Genomic DNA, 17,224 nt, shown 5'->3' on the forward strand with positions numbered 1-17,224 from the left:
CGTCCTTAACTGTAGTCAATAAAATCACAGAATAAGGGGGAGCAATTGAATTTTGCCTCCGGGGTCGTTTATGATGAAGATATAATAGGAGGTGTTGATCCATGGAAATTACATATCATGGCCATTCTTGCATCCAGATCGAAACCGGCGGCAAATCGCTGATCATCGATCCTTTTCTAAGAGGCAATCCGCTCTCCGTCACGAAACCGGAAGACGTTAAGGTCGACGCCGTTCTTCTTACGCACGCGCACGGGGATCACATTGCGGATGCCGCGCCGATCGCGAAGGCGAACGGAGCGCCGGTCGTCGCCATCGTCGAGCTCGCTTCATACATGGCTTGGCAAGGCGTCGAGACGGTCGGCATGAACTTGGGCGGCACGTACGACCTTGGCTTCGCCAAAGCGAAGATGATCCCGGCCTTCCACAGCTCGGGCATCGTCGACGAGACGACCAAGACGATCCATTATGCCGGAATGCCGGCAGGCTTTCTCATTCGCGCGGAAGGCAAAACGATTTTGCATACCGGCGATACGTGTCTGTTCGGGGACATGAAGATGATCGGAGAGCGCGAAAGCATCGATCTCGCCTTCCTTCCGATCGGGGATCACTTCACGATGGGGCCGGAAGACGCGCTTCAGGCGGCCAAGTGGTTCGGCGCCCGCCATGTCGTTCCGGTGCATTACAACACGTTCCCGCCGATCCGCCAGGACTCCGAAGCGTTCGTGAACAAGCTGGAGCAAAGCGGGATCCGCGGTCACGTCATGGCACCGGGAGATCGTTTTACGCTGTAGTTTTACGCCGTAGGGGGAATTAGAGTGGCGAAGAAGAAGCAAATACCGCAGACGCGCAAATCGTCCGCCGCGGACGCGTCCGATTCTCCGATTACGCTGAAGGAGCTGCTCGGGGCCGACGTGATCGGCAAGCTCAAGGCTCAAGCCGACGAGCTTAAGGCCGCGGAGGCCGCCCAGAGGGAGCGCAAGCGGCAGGAGGAAGAGGAGAAGCGCAAGGCGGAGCAGAAGAGGCTGGACAACGATTTCGAGTATCTTCTGAACAACAGCTCGTCGGATTGGAAGAAGTTCAAATAAAACTCTCGTTGGAGTCGACGTCGTTCGATTAAGCCAACGGCTGGAAGAAGCCTGTCATGAGCAGGCTTCTTTGTCATATATGTTAATAATATTCGCGATTCGCGGTTGCGCGGCGTTCGAGGGGGGAAGGCAGACAATGGGCGAGCTTATGGGTGGGGACGAGCCTCGGGTTGGGGAGCCGCTTCGGCTTGTTATGGATATCGGCGCGGACATCGACGGCGCTTTCGCGCTGCTATACGCGCTGCTGTCGCCCGGCATTCGACTCGAAGGCATTACGACCTCGGCCGGGGCATTGTCCGCGAGGCAAGCGGCGGACAACGCGCTGCGCCTAATTCGCTTTTGCTCTCCCGGGTACGAGATTCCCGTCGCGGTCGGGGAAGAGGGGGCATGGGAAGAAAACTTAAGGCAGCAGGAGGTCGAGAGGGAGCAAGGAAGGAAGCCGGGAGCGTCCTTTGGCTGGGAGAACGGATTGAATCGAGAGGCGAATCCGGTTGAGGGAAGCGACGAGGGTTGGGCGGACGACGACGGGCGGCATGGCCTAGGGGACGCGCTGCTCGCTCCTTCCGAGCAAGCGCCCGAGTCCGTCTCCGCCGCGCGGTTCCTCGCGCAGGCGGCCAAGGCTCGTCCCGGCGAGCTCACGCTCGTGCTCGCGGGACGAGCAAGCAACTGGCCGGCCGCGCTCGCGCTGGAGCCGGCCACGCCCGCCCGGTTCCGCGAGGTGATCGCGGCGGGCGGAACCGTGCTGGCCCCGGGCGACACCACGCCCGCGGCGGAGCGGCGCTTCCGCGGCGACCCGCAGGCCGCCGCCGCGCTGTTCGAGACGGCCGACCGGCTCACGGCGGTCGGCCTGGACGCTTCCCGGCGCGCGCTGCTCGCCGCCGGGGACCTTGCGCTCGCGGCGGAGCTGTGCCGCGAGCCGCGCGGGCGCCGGGCCGCCGAGCTGCTCCGGCGGCTGCATGCGTACCGAGCGCGCAGCCTGCTGAAGACAGGCTTCCCGCTCGGCAGCGTGCCGCTCCACGCCGTTCTCGGCGTGCTCGCGGCCGAAGCGCCGTGGCTGTTCGCCTTCCGAAACTGGCGCGCGCGGGTGGAGAGCGGCCCCGGGCTCGCCTCGGGGATGATCGTCGCGGATCGGAGATACCCGCCGTCCGATTCCTCGGGGCGCTTGGTCCGATTCGCCATGGACGTAAACGGGCCCGCGGCGGTCAAACGTTTCCTATCCGCGCTCGCGGATCCAAGAAATTAACCGTTTACAAAACCTAATTCCGGAGGTAAGATAAAAAAGTCTTTTCGAATGTTGTATACAAGTACACAACGATAGGAAGTGACCGGTTTGGCTTATCCCGCAGCATGGCTTCGCGGGGCGTCGCTCGGCGAGGCGATCACCTGCGAGCTTAGACTCAGCATCGTAACCGGCAAGCTGAAACCCGGAGAGAAGCTGTCGGAGAACCGGATCGCCGCGGACTTCGGTACAAGCCGGTCTCCGGTCCGGGAAGCGCTTCGGGTCCTGTCCGACGAAGGCCTGATCCGTCTCGAACGGATGGGCGCCGTCGTTCTCGGTTTAAGCGAGGCGGAGGTCAAGGAGTTGTTCGACGTTCGCTACTTGATCGAGAGCTTCGTGCAGGAGCGGCTGTCTCGAATGGATCGGGAGCCGATCATCGGGCAGCTCGAGCGCATTATCGACAAGATGGAGCTCGCCGCCAAGCACCGGGACATCGAGGAATTCGCCTTGCAGGACTTCTCCTTCCACGAGACCATCGTCGCCGAAGCGAAGCACTCGCGAATCTGGCAGCTTTGGCGCAGCATTCGCCAGCTCGTGCTGTCGGTGATGCTCGTGACGACGCAGGAAGTGTTCGGAGCAAGCGCGGCTCGGATCGAAGCGGTTATCGAGAAGCATCGAATCATCCTGCGCAGCTTGCGATCGGGAAGCGAAGAGGAGATTCAGAAGCAGGTTCGGAACTATTTCGCGGACTCTTACGAGACCTTGCATCACAGCCTTGGCAAATCGTAAGAGCTTCGATGCAGGTGCCTTCGTCTGCCAAGGCTCGAAGAAGCGCAAGGATTACCCGGTCTGCGGCTTCTTTCGCCTCAAGTTGTCGACAAGTATACTTGTCGTCGTAAAATCCGCGGGAATAGCGATTTTCCATGCCCAATAAGGCAACACTAGCAACGAAAGGGATGGAATGGAGGGCCTGCCGCTATTACGCACGGAGACCCGACTGCTCTAACCCGAAAATTCGGCTCACGGCCCGCCGACCAAGGCTTCGCGCAGGGCAATTCAACACGTTTTTTATCCGCAAGTCCAATGCATGAGCATCACCGCTTCCCGTCCAGCACCAAATAAGAATCTTACCCATCAGGAGGACGCCATGAATACTTTGTTCGGAATGAGCCATACCGCTACTTTGTTGATTTGGACATTGATTGCAATCGCTTTCCTTATCGTCATGATCTCCAAGTACAAATGGAATCCGTTCGTCACGCTGCTGATCTCGGCCATCGGGCTCGGGCTGCTCGCGGGCATGAAGCCGGCCGACGCGGTCTCTTCGATCACGAAGGGGCTCGGAGGCACGCTCGGCACGATCGCGATCGTCATCGGCCTGGGCACGATGCTCGGCAAGATGATGGCCGAGTCCGGAGGAGCCGAGAGAATCGCGACGACGCTGATCGACCTGTTCGGGGACCGGAAAGTCCATTGGGCGATGCTGATCGTCGGCTTCCTGGTCGGCATTCCGGTGTTCTTCGAGGTCGGCGTCATTCTGCTCATTCCGATCGTCTTTATCGTGGCGCGCAAAATCAAGATGCCGCTGCTGCAGATCGGGATCCCGATGCTGGCCGGCCTGTCCGTCGTGCACGGTCTCGTTCCGCCGCATCCGGCTCCGATGATCGCCATCGACGCTTACGGCGCCAACCTTGGCAAGACCATTTTGTATTCCATTATCATCGGCCTGCCGGTCGCCATTCTCGCGGGTCCGGTGTTCGGCAAGTTTATCGGCAAAAGAATTCGAGTCGAGCCCGATCCGAAGCTGGTCGACCAGTTCGCCATGAAGGAGCAGCGCAAGCTGCCGGGCTTCGGCATTACGCTGTTCACGATTCTGCTTCCGGTTATCCTCATGCTGATCGGCTCGGTCGCCAGCATCTTCGATCCCGAAGCGAAGTACGGCATCACCGTGTTCTGCGAATTCATCGGCCATGAAGTCGTCGCCCTGCTCATCGCGGTCGTTTTCTCCTTCTTCTCGCTAGGCTTCGCCCGCGGGTTCACGAAGGAGGAAGTGTCGAAGTTCGCTTCGGAAAGCTTGCCGCCGATCGCCGGCATCGTCCTTATCATCGGGGGCGGAGGCGCGTTTAAGCAGGTGCTGATCGACAGCGGCGTCGGCCAGGCGATCGCGGAGCTCGCCACCAACGCGAACATCAACGTCATCCTGTTCGCGTGGCTCGTCGCCGCGCTCATTCGCGTCGCGACCGGTTCGGCGACGGTGGCGATGACCACCTCGGCCGGCATCGTCGCCCCGGTGCTCGCCATGTCGCCGGGCGCCAACCTGGAGCTGGTCGTGCTGGCGACCGGAGCGGGCTCGCTCGTTCTGTCGCACGTCAACGACGCCGGCTTCTGGATGGTTAAGGAATTCTTCAACATGAGCGTTCCTCAGACGCTCAAATCCTGGACCGTCATGGAGACGATCTTGTCGGTCGCGGGTTTGATCCTTATTCTTATCGTAAGCGCATTTGTCTAACGTTAGCCATTAAATAACTGTATGCTGCAGGAGAGAGCGGGGAAAACGGAATGAAAAGCAAAGCAGGTTATCGGATCGGTATCGATATGGGGACGACAAGCACGAAGGCGGTCGTGTTCGACCGGGAAGGACGGGTCGTCGCGACGGCGAACGAAGGCTATCCGCTTTATACGCCGACTCCTTCCATCGCCGAGCAGGATCCGGAAGAGATTTTCGCGGCGCTTGTTCGCGCGGTAGGGCTGGCGGTGACGCAAGCGGGATTGCAAGCGGGGGACGTCGAATTCGTCTCCTGCAGCTCCGCCATGCACAGCGTCATCCCGGTCGACGGCGAAGGCAAGCCTTTGATGCGGGGCATGACCTGGGCGGACAACCGCAGCGCGGAATGGGCGAGAAAGCTGAAGGACGAGCTGAACGGGCTCGCCGTCTATCGCCGCACGGGAACCCCTATCCACCCGATGTCTCCGATAACGAAGCTGATGTGGCTCCGGCACGATCATCCCGAGCTTTTCGCCAAGGCCGCCAAGTTCGTCTCGATCAAGGAGTATGCGCTGTTCCGGCTTTTCGGCCGCTATGTCGTCGATTACTCCATCGCTTCGGCCACGGGGATGATGAATCTGTCCCGGCTGGAATGGGACGAGGAGGCGCTCGGCCTCGCAGGCCTAACGCAGGACCGGTTGTCTGAGCTCGTGCCGACGACTTACGTGCTTGAAGGCATGACGAACCCGGAGGCGGCGGCTCAAATGGGCCTATCCGCATCCACGCCGTTCGTCGTCGGCGCGAGCGACGGCGTTCTGTCCAACCTTGGCTTGAACGCGATAGACCCTGGCGTCGTCGCCGTCACGATCGGCACGAGCGGAGCGATCCGCACGGTCATCGACGAGCCGGCGACCGATCCCAAGGGACGCTATTTCTGCTATGCCCTGACGGACAAGAAGTGGGTAATCGGCGGCCCGGTCAATAATGGCGGCGTTATTTTCCGCTGGGTGCGCGACGAGTTCGCGGCTTCCGAGACGGAGACCGCCAAGCGTCTGGGCATCAGCCCGTACGACGTTCTGACCCGAATCGCCGAGCGGGTGCGTCCCGGATCGGACGGCTTGCTGTTCCTCCCGTACTTGACGGGCGAGCGAGCGCCATTGTGGAACCCGGATGCCAGAGGCTCCTTCTTCGGCTTGACGCTGCATCATCAGAAGGAGCACATGATTCGCGCCGTCCTGGAAGGCGTCGTTTACAACCTGTACACGGTCATGCTGGCGATGCAGGAGACGACCGGCGTGCCGAAGAAGATCCTGGCGACGGGAGGCTTCGCGCGGTCTCCGCTCTGGCGCCAGATGATGGCCGATATTTTCGGCCAGAACGTCGTCGTGCCGGAGAGCTTCGAGAGCTCCTGCCTCGGCGCGGTCGTGCTGGGCATGCAGGCTTTCGGCGACGCCGACGCTTTCTCTAGGGTAGCGGCGATGGTCGGCACGACCCACGAGCACATTCCGCAGCCGGCGGCGTCCTCGGTCTACCGGGAGCTGCTGCCTCTCTTCGTGCGTCTCTCGCGCAAGCTGGACGAAGAATACGCCGATATTGCGAAGTTCCAGCAGAAGTTGTTTAATCAGGAGTGAGAAGACAAGGAGGGATGGGGCATGATCGTAGCGATCAACACGATTCGAATCAAGCCGGGCCATGGTTCGGAAGTGGCGGAAAGGTTCAAAAATCCGAAGGGAGTCCAGCACGCGCCGGGCTTCGTCAAGATGGAGCTGCTGCTTTCCTCGGAGGAGGACCACGACGAGCTGAGGGTTTGCACCGCTTGGGAGAACAAGGAAGCCTTCGACGGCTGGGTGAACAGCGACGCGTTCAAGCAAGCTCACTCGCACTCCCGTCCGGCGGCGCCAAGCGTAGAAGCGGGCCAAGGAGCGCCGGGGCAGCGGCCACCGAGCGTCATGCTGGGTTCCAAGCTTAGCATTCACGAGGTTGTATTCTCGATTTAACGATACGGCAGCTTTGGATAGCAAATATCCAAGGCTGCCGTTTGCTTTAGCGGAAGTTTCAGAATAGGTTTGCTAATTCGATAACCCTATGGAGACCAGAATGGTTTCCGTTTCCCGAATAAGATCGCGCATCATGTCGAAAGCCTTCTTTAGACTGTCTGGATCTTCCGAGATTAAGCTGAATAGATCGTTTACTCGATCGGCATAGCCGATCGGCGCTAAGCGAAAGGTATCGACAATGGCGGCCGCTCCTTTTTCGTTCATCAGATAGCTTTCGTTAGCCGCAAACAATACCTGATTCAAGCAAGAGGAGGACCGGAAACAGCATCCGGCGATGTAGGATAAATCGTTCTTGTAGATCCCTTTATATCCGTTCTCGAGAGAAAAGGCTGCTTCCCATAAGAATTTGCCGATGACTGCTTTCTGATAAACGGGCGGGTAAGGGGTTGTTCTGCTCTTCAGATTGCCTATGACTCCCGAAGGGTCCCATAACGCTTTGCACAAAGCGATCTCGGCCATATAAATCGAGTTGACGAATCCGTGGGGGTGTCCCGGTTGGTAGTCGACGGTAATGTCTCCCGCAACGCATCGCTCGATGACTTGCGACGCTTTATTTTGATCGCGCAACAAGAAATCGACCGGGGTGCCGTTGACTTTCAGCCAGCCGCCGCCGTTAATCCAGGGTCCCCAGCCGCCTATTTCCGTTATTAAACCGTCCCTGCGGTCATCGTCAAGAGAAGAGGCGACTTGACGCAGCCGGGCTATGTCCAGCCCTTTCCCGGAATCGTAGTAGACCCCGATATCGATATCGGAGCTTGGACTCTCCGTTCCTCTAGCTCTCGAGCCCCCGAGCACCACGGCGTTTACCCCGTCGACTCCCTTTAAAGCGTCTACTATATTCGCTATAGTAGCCTGTATGTTCATTCTTTTCGCCCCCCGAACCTGTCATCGCTATGTTCAATCATATGGAGTAATCGTCCAAGAGTAAAGACAGCCGTTCCCCGGAGCAAGGCGGTCTTCCCGTTTAAGCGTCTCGTGCTATAATGTCGACTAGAAGAATTGCGCCAAACAGGAGGGCATCGCCATGGAAAAGCCCGTTCACGTTCTCGTGGTCGAGGACGACGACGACATCAACCGGCTGCTGTGCGGCGTGCTGACCCGAAGCGGGTACATCCCGCAGCCCGCGTATTCCGGTACCGAAGCGTTGCTCTATCTGGATCGGCAGGTTTGGAGTCTCGTCCTGCTCGACCTAATGCTTCCGGGGCTGCGGGGCGAAGAGCTTCTGGCCGCCATCGGAGCGAAGGGCGACACTCCCGTCATCGTCATCACGGCGGAGAACGAGCGCGAGACCAAGATCGCGGCGCTGAAGACCGGCGCGGACGATTACGTCACGAAGCCGTTCGATCTCGAGGAGGTGTCGGCCCGCGTCGACTCCTTGCTCCGGCGATTCCGCCGGCTGCCGGCGGCCGTCCCTCCGAAGCTGCTAAGGCATAAAGACCTCGTCGTCGATCCGGAAGCGAAGTCTGCGACGGTCGGAGGCCGGGAGCTGTCCCTGACCGCCCGGGAATACGACATCCTGGAGCTGTTTCTGTCTTCGCCCAAGAAGCTGTTCTCCAAGGCGAACGTGTTCGAGAGCGTATGGGGAGAGGCTTTTCTCGGCGGGGAAGAGAACGCGATCAACGTCCATATGAGCAATCTGAGGAACAAGCTGGCCAAAGCGAACCCGGATGAAGATTACATCGAAACGATCTGGGGAATGGGCTACCGGCTCAAAACTTAAGCTTTTCTTATGAAATGCCTTTACCTTCTCTTATGTTTCGGTCTTTACAATTAACTTTATCGAACCGAAAAAGGAAGGATGAGGCAGAGCATGAACGAGTACGTGCTGCGAACGCGGCGGTTGACGAAGAAGTACAAAAACCAGCTTGCGCTGGACGATGTCAGCTTGAATATCCGGCGAGGATCCATCTACGGATTCATCGGCCAGAACGGCGCGGGCAAGTCGACGCTCATGAAGCTGGCGACGGGCATGGCGTTCCCGACGTCGGGAACGATCGAGCTGTTCGGCGAGAGCGGGGAGAAGGAGCTGGTTCGGGCCAGGCGCAGAATGGGCATCGCCATCGAGCAGCCGGCGCTGTTCCCGCAGCTGACGGCCAAGGAGAACCTGGAGATTCATCGGCTGCAGAGGGGAATTCCGGGCATGGAAGGCATCAAGAAGACGCTGGAGCTTGTCGGGCTGGAAGGCACGGGGATGAAGAAGGCAAGAAACTTCTCGCTCGGGATGAAGCAGCGGCTGGCTTTGGCGGTCGCCCTCTTGGGAGATCCGGAATTCCTCGTGCTGGATGAGCCGACGAACGGCCTCGATCCGGTCGGAGTCGTCGAGATGCGCGATCTGCTGCGGCGGCTGAACCGGGAGATCGGCATTACGATTCTGATCTCGAGCCACATCCTAAGCGAGCTTCACCTTCTCGCGACGCACTATGGCATCATTCATAAGGGGCGTCTTCTGGAAGAGCTGACGCTGGACGAGCTTCAGCGCAAGTGCAGGCAGTATATCCGCATCAAGGTCGACTCTCCGCAGCGGGCGGCGGCCGTGCTGGAGAGAGAGCTGGCGACGACGGAATTCGAAGTGCTTCCGGACGGGACGATCCAATTGTTCGAACACCTGGAGCATCCTTCCCGGGTTTCGGGAGCGCTGGCGGAGGCGGGCCTTGCGATCGAGCAATTCATGCCGATGGGGGAAGCTCTCGAAAGCTACTTCACGAAGCGGATCGGAGGCGAGGCTTAAGTGAGCAATCTATTCCGTTCCGAATGGTACAAGCTGACGCGCAACCGTTCTCTCTGGCTGCTCTGCATCGTCCTGTTCGCCGCGGCCGTCGTCAACGCGCTGTTCGTCTATTATGACAATTCGAACGACGGAGGCGCCATGTCGGCAAGCTCCGGCATCGAATTATGGATGTCGTCTCTCTCGGCCAACCAGTACATCATCAAGATCGGACTCAGCATCCTTGCCGGTTTCTTTATCTCGAGCGAATACGCGAACGGAACGATCAAGAGGGCCGTAACGTCGGGGTTCTCCCGAAGCAAGGTCATTGTCGCGAAGCTGACGGCGTATATGCTGGGAGCGATGATCGTCGCGCTTATCTTCCCGGCAGTGAACGTCGTCCTCGGTTCGGCTCTGCTCGGCTTCGGGTCGCTCCCGGACGCGTCCAATGCCGAATACGTCGTCCGCACGTTCGGAATGACGCTGCTGGTCGCGGCGGCTTATGCCTCGATTACGGGCTTTTTTGCGATCCTGTTGAACGACAGCGGCAAGACGGTCGGCTTCTCGATCGTGTTCTACTTCTTCATTGACGGCATTATCATAATGGCCAGTAAATATATCCCTGCGCTTAAGACGGTTTACGAATACAGCGTTCTTCAAGTCGTTCTCGATTACGCCAACGAGACGCTCAGCTCCTCCAAGCTTTGGACGGGGATCATCGTCTCGGCGGCGACATGGGCGGTCTTCCTGCTGCTGGGCATCGCGGCGTTCCGGCGCAAGGAGATAAAGTAACGGGATAGAGGGGAGGCTAGGCAGCCGTGTGGATAGGATTGGCGGGAGTCGCCTTCGGCCTTGCGGCGGCCTACGCCCTTTATCGGCTATACGCGTTCAAAAAACAGCTCAAGGACCTTGTCCGGCAGCTCCGGCGATATCACCGGGGAGAGAGCGGTCAGAAGCTCGTTCTGGACTGGCACGACCCGGCGCTGGAAGAGCTGGCCGCCGAAATCAATCGGCATACGGAGCTTATCGAGCAGGCAAACGCGGAGAAGAGACGTTCGGAGACGGAACTCCGGCGTGCCGTCGCCAATATCTCGCACGATCTAAGAACGCCGCTCACTTCGATAACAGGATACATTCAACTGCTGGAGTCCGGGCAGATGACGGAAGAGGAAGGACGGGAAGCTATCGCCGTCGTCAAGAACCGGACGATCCGGCTCAAGTCGCTTCTGAACGACTTCTTCGAGCTGTCGGTGCTCGATTCGCCCGATTATCGGCTGAAGCTGGAGCGAGTTCAGCTAGGCCGTATTCTCCCGGACATTCTGCTCGGCTTCTACGAACGAATGAACGAGAAGAAGCTGCGGCCGCAGTTCCGTCTCGCGGAAGAACCGCTCCCCGCGACGGCTGACGAATCCGCGGTTCGCCGGGTGATCGAGAATCTCATGCTCAACACCCTTCGGCATGCCGAGGGGGCGATCGACGTGGCTCTCCAGAGACAGGGGGAGGAGGCCGTGCTGACCATTCGCAACGCGGCCCCGCATCTTCGCGGCTTCGATCTTGAGCTGCTATTCAACCGCTTCTATATGGCCGATCAGTCGCGTTCCGGCAGCTCGGGAGGAGGCAACGCCGGCACCGGAAGCGGCGGCTCCGGGCTCGGCTTGTCGATCGCCCGCGGGTTGATGGAGAAGATGGATGGTTCTCTTCGCGCTGAGATGGACGGGGACGATCTGGTCATGACCTGCACATGGCGGTTGGAGAAATAGCCGGCGTTCCCCCGACCGCGTTGCCTGACTGAACCCGATGTCATCGGGTTGCAGCTCCAATCCAACCTCGTACGCTCCCTGTAACCCGACATCGTCGGGTTACAGCTCCAAACTAACCTCGTGCGCTCCCTGTAACCCGACATCATCGGGTTACAGAGCAAAACCCAAGTCATGAAGCAACTGCAACCCGACATCATCGGGTTACAGAGCAAAACCAAAGCCATGAAGCAGCTGTAACCCGACATCATCGGGTTACAGAGCAAAACCCAAGCCATGAAGCAGCTGTAACCCGACATCATCGGGTTACAGAGCAAAACCCAAGCCATGAAGCAGCTGTAACCCGACATCATCGGGTTACAGAGCAAAACCCAAGCCATGAAGCAACTGCAACCCGACATCATCGGGTTGCAGTTGCTTTAACAATTCTACGGATCGGCCTTCATTATCAGCTATCCCATAAAAAAAGCCGAACGGTCGCCCGTTCGGCTTTCGTCTTGATCAATTGCTCGCCAATCGAACGACCGGCTCGTTCGAGGTGCCGAGATAAGCTTTCAGCATCCACACGTGCTTCTCTAGGCTGGCGACGATGTCTTGCAGAAGGTCGGCGCTGGTGACGTCCCCTAGGGATTCGGCGTACGAATGTCCTAGTCTTAGTTCTTCCGCCATCAGGCTGAAGTCGTTCGCGATCGCCGCGACCATCTTGTCGGCGGACTCTTGGCCGCCGCTTTCTTGAACGGACGCGGTCTTCAATACTTCGGCAAGCGACAGGACGGCGTTATCCCCGAGGGCGAGAAGGCGTTCGGCCAGCTCGTCGATGCGTTCGGCGGCTTCGCCGTACAGCTCTTCGAATTTGGCATGGAGGGTAAAGAACTGCGACCCCCTTACGTGCCAGTGGTAGTTTCTCAGCTTCATCTCGGTTACGATCCAGTTGGCCAGCTGCTTCCTCAGTACGTTTTTCATAGCGCTCATTTGTAGTTCCTCCCATTTATTAAATTTAAACTAAGTCTAAATATGTATCTAATATAGCATGAGCTTTAGGGATAATCATGAAGATTGGATGAAGATCGGAAGGAAGATGCGGAGCGCAAAAAATGACGGAAGAGTGCGTAGTCTGCTACAATAGGGAAGGCTAGTTGGCGTGGAGGATTGAAACGACGATGAAGACATTCAAGAAGTTTTATATCGAGATTACGAGCGTGTGCAACCTGGCGTGCAGCTTCTGTCCGGAGACGAAGCGCCAAGCGCAGTTCCTGAAGCCGGAACGGTTCCGGCACATCCTGGACGAGATCAAGCCGCATACGGACTCGATCTATCTGCATGTCAAAGGAGAGCCGCTCCTGCACCCGAGGATCGACGAGCTGCTCGACATCAGCGCGGAGAAAGGGTTCAAGGTGAACATCACCTCGAACGGCACTCTTCTTCATAAGAATAGAGAGAAGCTCCTGAACAAGCCGGCGCTTCGGCAGATGAACTTCTCGCTTCACAGCTTCGACGGACACGAAGGCTCGACGGACAAGGAAGGATACGTGCGCAAGGTCATCTCCTTCGCGAAGGAAGCGGCACGGGATCATGGTGTCCTGATCTCTTTTAGACTATGGAACTTGACCGAGGATAATGCCGCGAACTTGGCCAGGCGCCGGAATCGCGACATCCTGGAGATGATCGAGCGCGAGTTCGAGCTGGACTATCGGATCGAAGAGGAGTTCCGGAGAGGGAAGGGAATCAAGCTCGCGGAGCGGATCTACCTGAACCAGGACCATGAGTTCAAGTGGCCGAAGCTGACGGAGGAAGAGGATTCGGGACGAGGCTTCTGCCATGCGCTTCGCAACCAGGCGGGCGTGCTCGTGGACGGCACGGTCGTGCCTTGCTGCCTGGACGGGGAGGGCGTCATCAATCTCGGCAACATACATGAGAAGCCGTTCTCGGAGATAATCGAGGGGGAGCGGGCGAACCGAATGTACGACGGCTTCTCGCGCCGCGAGGTCGTCGAGGAGCTATGCCGCAAATGCGGATATCGGCAGAGGTTCAATTTGGCGTAGCGATTGGCGGATGGTGTTGTCGAATTCAGCTTCCTCTGATAAGATGATGGAGCGACGAATTCAATAATGGATTTATTTGGGAGGAGCCTGTCAAACGCGGGCTTCTTTTGTCTTTTTTGGGTAATGACTATAGAACGGACTACGGAGGCGGAGCATGGAATCGCAAGCGATCTGGGCCATTATTATCTTCTTATTGACGTACGGGCTTATCATCTCGGAGAAAATCCACCGGACGATCGTCGCGATGCTGGGAGCGGCGGCAATGGTCGGAGTAGGGATTCTCGATCAAGAGACGGCCGTTCACCATATCGACTTCAACACATTGGGGCTCCTCGTCGGGATGATGATTATCGTAGGGGTCATGGCCGACACCGGCTTGTTTAATTACTTGGCAATCGCCGCAGCGAAGAGGGCGAAGGGGATTCCCGTCCGCATTCTGATCGCGCTGGCGATCATTACGGCCGTCGGCTCGGCGTTCCTGGACAACGTGACGACCGTGCTGCTCATGGTTCCCGTCACGTTCAGCATTACCCGCCGGCTGAAGGTAAGCCCGATTCCCTTCCTGCTTACTCAGGTTATCGCTTCGAACGTTGGCGGAACGGCGACGCTCATCGGCGATCCGCCGAATATCATGATCGGCAGCGCGGTGAAGGAGCTGACCTTTAACGCGTTCCTCTATAACTTGGCTCCGATCGTCGTCCTTATCATGATCGTGTACGCCGTCATCTTCTGGCTGCTGTTCCGCAAACGGCTTCGCGCTTCCGAGGAGGACATTCGGGGAATTATGGAGATGGACGCGGAATCGCTCATCACGGATCCTAAGCTGCTCTGGAAGAGCCTCGGCGTTCTCGCTCTGACGTTGATCGGCTTCTTCACCCATCAGATGCTGCATCTGGAGTCCGCGACGGTCGCGCTCGGAGCCGCGTTTCTGCTGCTTCTCCTAACGGGAGAAAAGGCGCTGGAGCATGCCCTTCACAAGGTGGAGTGGATCTCGATCTTTTTCTTCATCGGCTTGTTCGTCCTGGTCGGTGGACTTGTGGATACCGGAGTCATCTCCAGGCTGGCCGAAGGAGCGATGGAATGGACCGGCGGCGATCCGGTCGCGACCCCCATGCTGATTCTATGGCTGAGCGCGTTGGCTTCCTCCGTTCTGGACAACATTCCGTTCGTGGCGACGATGATCCCGCTTATCCAGGAGATCGGGGACATGGGTTACGGCAACCTGGAGCCGCTCTGGTGGAGTCTTGCTCTCGGGGCTTGCCTTGGAGGCAACGGAACGTTGATCGGGGCCAGCGCGAACCTCGTCGTGGCCAGCATGGCGGCGAAGGAAGGCCATCCGATCTCGTTCATGAAATTCCTGAAGTTCGGATTCCCGATCATGCTCGTCTCCATCGCGATATCCAGCATTTACGTTCTCCTTCGTTACTTGTGAAGCTTTCGTGGTTGACATAAACTTGAATTGAGTTTAAAATTAAACTTAATTTAAATATACGGAACACGAGGAGGTGGCTTCCGATGTCACGCTATGGATTAACGACGCCGCGCAAGATCGTACTCGAGATCGTGTCGGAAGCGCACGATCACCCGACGGCCGCGGACGTGATCGATCGGCTCAAGGCCAGAGGCCACTCCGTCGCTTACGCGACGGTGTACAATTCGCTGCGATATTTGACGGAGCAAGGAATGATTCGCGAGCTGAAGCTGGAAGGGGACGCAAGCCGCTACGATTCGCGCACCGAGGATCACCAGCATATCGTCTGCACGGAGTGCGGCCGGGTCGACGAAGTGATGACGAAGACGCCGCAGGATTGGCTGGATCGGATCGCGGCGGAATCCGGCTATGAGATTACCGACGAGCAGTTGCTGTTCAAGGGGGTGTGCCCATCTTGCCAAGCCTCGAAAACCAAACGATAAGCGACGCGTCGATCGCGGGGCTGGAAGGCGCCTTCTGCGACACGACGAGACGGATCGTCGTCATCAGCGCTTTCCCCGGAACGCTTAAGCATCTGTTATCCGAGCTCATGTCCCGCTGTTACGACGTGCTGGTCTTCCATCATTCCAAGGAGCCGATCCTTCCGCTCCTCGACAACGATTTGTTTATCGTGGACCGCACCCATATCGCGGACGAGAGCGTTCCGGCATCCGTCAACGAAGAGACGGACGTGCTTTATCTGGTTCGTTCGGCCGAGGCCGAAGCGGATGGAGGCAGAAGCCTCGTCTGGCCGGGATCGGTGCAGGAGGCGATCGGCCTGATCGAAGAAATGACGAGCATTCGTCCGGCTGTCTCGGCTAGCGAAGGCGATTCGCCAATCGGGGCGGCGTTGCTGTCCGAGCAACTGCTGCGCTTCAAGGATATCCAGATGGACCTCAAGCGGATGCAAACCGTCCGGGGAGGATCGAAGATCGATCTGACGAAGACGGAGTTCGATCTGCTCCGCCTCCTGATCTCGACCGACGGGGTGCTGTCTCGCCAAGACATCATGGAAGCGCTCTGGGGAACGGATTATTTCGGGGGAAGCAACTCCATCGACGTCCACATCAAGAGCCTTCGCCATAAGCTCGGCGACAATCCTAAGCAGCCGCAGTACATCGCGACCGTCCGCGGCTTCGGCTACCGGATCGCGAAGGATTGAAACGCTAATGCACGGCCGTTTCCGGCAGCGATCGTTCCCTTGATCCGACCTTCATGATACCTTCATTTTTCCTTCATCATACCTTCATGCAGCTTGGCTTGCGCGGTGGTATGATTTTTTTATCGACAATTGTTAAACTAAAACTAAGTATAAAGGGTGGGAGCCCCTATGCGCAAAACGATTATTATAGGCACCGGGCCTGCCGGACTGACGGCCGCCATCTATCTGGCCCGAGCGAACCTGAATCCTCTCGTTATCGAAGGGCCGGAGCCGGGAGGTCAATTGACGACAACGACGGAAGTCGAGAACTTTCCCGGATTCCCGGACGGAATCATGGGTCCCGAGCTGATGGCCAACATGCGCAAGCAGGCGGAGCGGTTCGGCGCCGAATTCATGACGGGCTGGGTGAACGGCGTCGATACGTCCAAGCGTCCGTTCACGCTTCAAGTGGAAGGGATGGGAGAGCTTCAAGCCGAGACGCTGATTATCTCCACGGGAGCGTCCGCCAAGTATCTCGGCATTCCGGGCGAGAAGGACAATGTCGGACGGGGCGTCAGCACCTGCGCGACCTGCGACGGGTTCTTCTTCCGCGGGAAGAAGATCATCGTGGTCGGCGGAGGAGACTCCGCGATGGAGGAAGCGAGCTTCTTGACCCGCTTCGCGTCCGAAGTCGTTCTGGTGAACCGCAGATCCGAGCTGAGAGCGTCGAAGATCATGCAAGACCGTGCCCGGAGCAACGACAAGATCAGCTGGAGCCTTAACAGCACTCCTCTGGAGGTCGTCGCGGACGGAATGGGAGTCAAGGGACTGAAGGTCAGAAACAACGAGACGGGCGAGGAAGAGCTGATCGAGGCGGCCGGCATCTTCGTGGCGATCGGGCACAACCCGAATACGAAGTTCCTTAACGGGCAGCTGACGACGGACTCGCACGGCTACCTGGCCGTCAAGCCGGGCACGACCGAGACGAACGTTCCGGGCATCTTCGCTTGCGGAGACGTTCAGGACAACCGCTACCGCCAAGCGATCAGCGCCGCCGGAACGGGCTGCATGGCCGCGCTGGATTGCGAGAGGTTCCTGGAGACCGCCGAAGAAACGGTCAGCGCCGCCGTCTAAAAGCACGCGCTTATTCGAAGCAACGGAAGACGCTGGGATAACCGGGAATAGAGCTGCTTATAAGCTTGCTTATAGGCGGTTCTTTTTTGTCCGCATGTTCTTATATGAAGATCGTGTATTTTCGCTTGT

18 protein-coding genes are annotated in these 17,224 nt (G+C 58.3%); 16 read left to right on the forward strand and 2 right to left on the reverse strand.

Going from position 1 to position 17,224, the window contains the following annotated elements; translation table 11 throughout:
* Nucleotides 1-101: 101 nt before the first annotated feature.
* From H7B67_RS22340 to H7B67_RS22370, 7 genes are all read left to right on the forward strand, one after another.
* Nucleotides 102-791 (forward strand): metal-dependent hydrolase, encoded by a 690-nt coding sequence (locus tag H7B67_RS22340; RefSeq protein WP_185122077.1) that lies wholly within the window; start codon nucleotides 102-104, stop codon nucleotides 789-791.
* A gap of 24 nt (nucleotides 792-815) precedes the next feature.
* Nucleotides 816-1,085, forward strand: a complete 270-nt coding sequence (locus H7B67_RS22345) for a DUF3886 domain-containing protein (protein ID WP_185122078.1) — start codon at nucleotides 816-818, stop codon at nucleotides 1,083-1,085.
* 136 nt (nucleotides 1,086-1,221) lie between these two features.
* Nucleotides 1,222-2,328 carry a nucleoside hydrolase gene (locus tag H7B67_RS22350; protein WP_185122079.1) on the forward strand — a complete coding sequence of 369 codons (1,107 nt, stop codon included), beginning with the start codon at nucleotides 1,222-1,224 and terminating at the stop codon, nucleotides 2,326-2,328.
* An 87-nt stretch (nucleotides 2,329-2,415) separates the two neighbouring features.
* A complete protein-coding gene (locus tag H7B67_RS22355) occupies nucleotides 2,416-3,093 on the forward strand; it encodes a GntR family transcriptional regulator (RefSeq protein WP_185122080.1) in 678 nt (225 codons plus the stop codon).
* Between the two features lie 358 nt (nucleotides 3,094-3,451).
* Nucleotides 3,452-4,813, forward strand: coding sequence for a GntP family permease (locus tag H7B67_RS22360; RefSeq protein WP_185122081.1), 1,362 nt, complete (start codon nucleotides 3,452-3,454; stop codon nucleotides 4,811-4,813).
* A gap of 50 nt (nucleotides 4,814-4,863) precedes the next feature.
* Nucleotides 4,864-6,420: a gluconokinase gene (gene gntK, locus H7B67_RS22365; protein ID WP_185122082.1), complete on the forward strand. Its 1,557-nt coding sequence runs from the start codon at nucleotides 4,864-4,866 to the stop codon at nucleotides 6,418-6,420.
* A gap of 21 nt (nucleotides 6,421-6,441) precedes the next feature.
* Entirely contained in the window at nucleotides 6,442-6,786 is a 345-nt protein-coding gene (locus H7B67_RS22370) for an antibiotic biosynthesis monooxygenase (RefSeq protein WP_185122083.1), read from the forward strand.
* Between the two features lie 72 nt (nucleotides 6,787-6,858).
* Here H7B67_RS22370 and H7B67_RS22375 read toward each other — a convergent pair whose 3' ends face one another.
* Complete coding sequence (locus H7B67_RS22375) at nucleotides 6,859-7,710, reverse strand: nucleotidyltransferase domain-containing protein (RefSeq protein ID WP_185122084.1); 852 nt, start codon at nucleotides 7,708-7,710, stop codon at nucleotides 6,859-6,861.
* A 160-nt stretch (nucleotides 7,711-7,870) separates the two neighbouring features.
* On the opposite strand from H7B67_RS22375, the gene H7B67_RS22380 reads away from it, so the two are divergent.
* From H7B67_RS22380 to H7B67_RS22395, 4 genes are all read left to right on the forward strand, one after another.
* Nucleotides 7,871-8,566, forward strand: a complete 696-nt coding sequence (locus H7B67_RS22380) for a response regulator transcription factor (RefSeq protein WP_185122085.1) — start codon at nucleotides 7,871-7,873, stop codon at nucleotides 8,564-8,566.
* A 90-nt stretch (nucleotides 8,567-8,656) separates the two neighbouring features.
* Nucleotides 8,657-9,574: an ATP-binding cassette domain-containing protein gene (locus tag H7B67_RS22385; protein WP_185122086.1), complete on the forward strand. Its 918-nt coding sequence runs from the start codon at nucleotides 8,657-8,659 to the stop codon at nucleotides 9,572-9,574.
* A complete protein-coding gene (locus H7B67_RS22390) occupies nucleotides 9,575-10,342 on the forward strand; it encodes an ABC transporter permease (RefSeq protein WP_185122087.1) in 768 nt (255 codons plus the stop codon). It begins immediately after the preceding gene.
* A gap of 26 nt (nucleotides 10,343-10,368) precedes the next feature.
* Nucleotides 10,369-11,310, forward strand: coding sequence for a histidine kinase dimerization/phospho-acceptor domain-containing protein (locus tag H7B67_RS22395; protein ID WP_185122088.1), 942 nt, complete (start codon nucleotides 10,369-10,371; stop codon nucleotides 11,308-11,310).
* A 498-nt stretch (nucleotides 11,311-11,808) separates the two neighbouring features.
* Here the strand turns inward: H7B67_RS22395 and H7B67_RS22400 are convergent, their stop codons facing one another.
* Nucleotides 11,809-12,279: a Dps family protein gene (locus H7B67_RS22400; protein WP_185122089.1), complete on the reverse strand. Its 471-nt coding sequence runs from the start codon at nucleotides 12,277-12,279 to the stop codon at nucleotides 11,809-11,811.
* A 188-nt stretch (nucleotides 12,280-12,467) separates the two neighbouring features.
* Between H7B67_RS22400 and H7B67_RS22405 the strand changes: the two genes are divergently transcribed.
* The 5 genes from H7B67_RS22405 (at nucleotide 12,468) to trxB (ending at nucleotide 17,095) form a co-directional block, all read left to right on the forward strand.
* Nucleotides 12,468-13,349, forward strand: coding sequence for a radical SAM/SPASM domain-containing protein (locus tag H7B67_RS22405; RefSeq protein WP_185122090.1), 882 nt, complete (start codon nucleotides 12,468-12,470; stop codon nucleotides 13,347-13,349).
* A 154-nt stretch (nucleotides 13,350-13,503) separates the two neighbouring features.
* Entirely contained in the window at nucleotides 13,504-14,781 is a 1,278-nt protein-coding gene (locus H7B67_RS22410) for an ArsB/NhaD family transporter (protein ID WP_185122091.1), read from the forward strand.
* A gap of 83 nt (nucleotides 14,782-14,864) precedes the next feature.
* Nucleotides 14,865-15,263, forward strand: coding sequence for a Fur family transcriptional regulator (locus tag H7B67_RS22415; RefSeq protein ID WP_185122092.1), 399 nt, complete (start codon nucleotides 14,865-14,867; stop codon nucleotides 15,261-15,263).
* Nucleotides 15,236-15,982, forward strand: a complete 747-nt coding sequence (locus H7B67_RS22420; RefSeq protein WP_245363379.1) for a winged helix-turn-helix domain-containing protein — start codon at nucleotides 15,236-15,238, stop codon at nucleotides 15,980-15,982. The genes H7B67_RS22415 and H7B67_RS22420 overlap by 28 nt, the downstream gene beginning before the upstream one ends.
* 168 nt (nucleotides 15,983-16,150) lie before the next feature.
* The gene (trxB, locus tag H7B67_RS22425; RefSeq protein ID WP_185122093.1) at nucleotides 16,151-17,095 is read left to right on the forward strand and encodes a thioredoxin-disulfide reductase; all 945 of its coding nucleotides are present in this window, start codon (nucleotides 16,151-16,153) and stop codon (nucleotides 17,093-17,095) included.
* Nucleotides 17,096-17,224 lie beyond the last annotated feature (129 nt).

It is taken from the genome of Cohnella thailandensis (genome assembly GCF_014212135.1).
GTDB lineage: Bacteria > Bacillota > Bacilli > Paenibacillales > Paenibacillaceae > Cohnella > Cohnella thailandensis.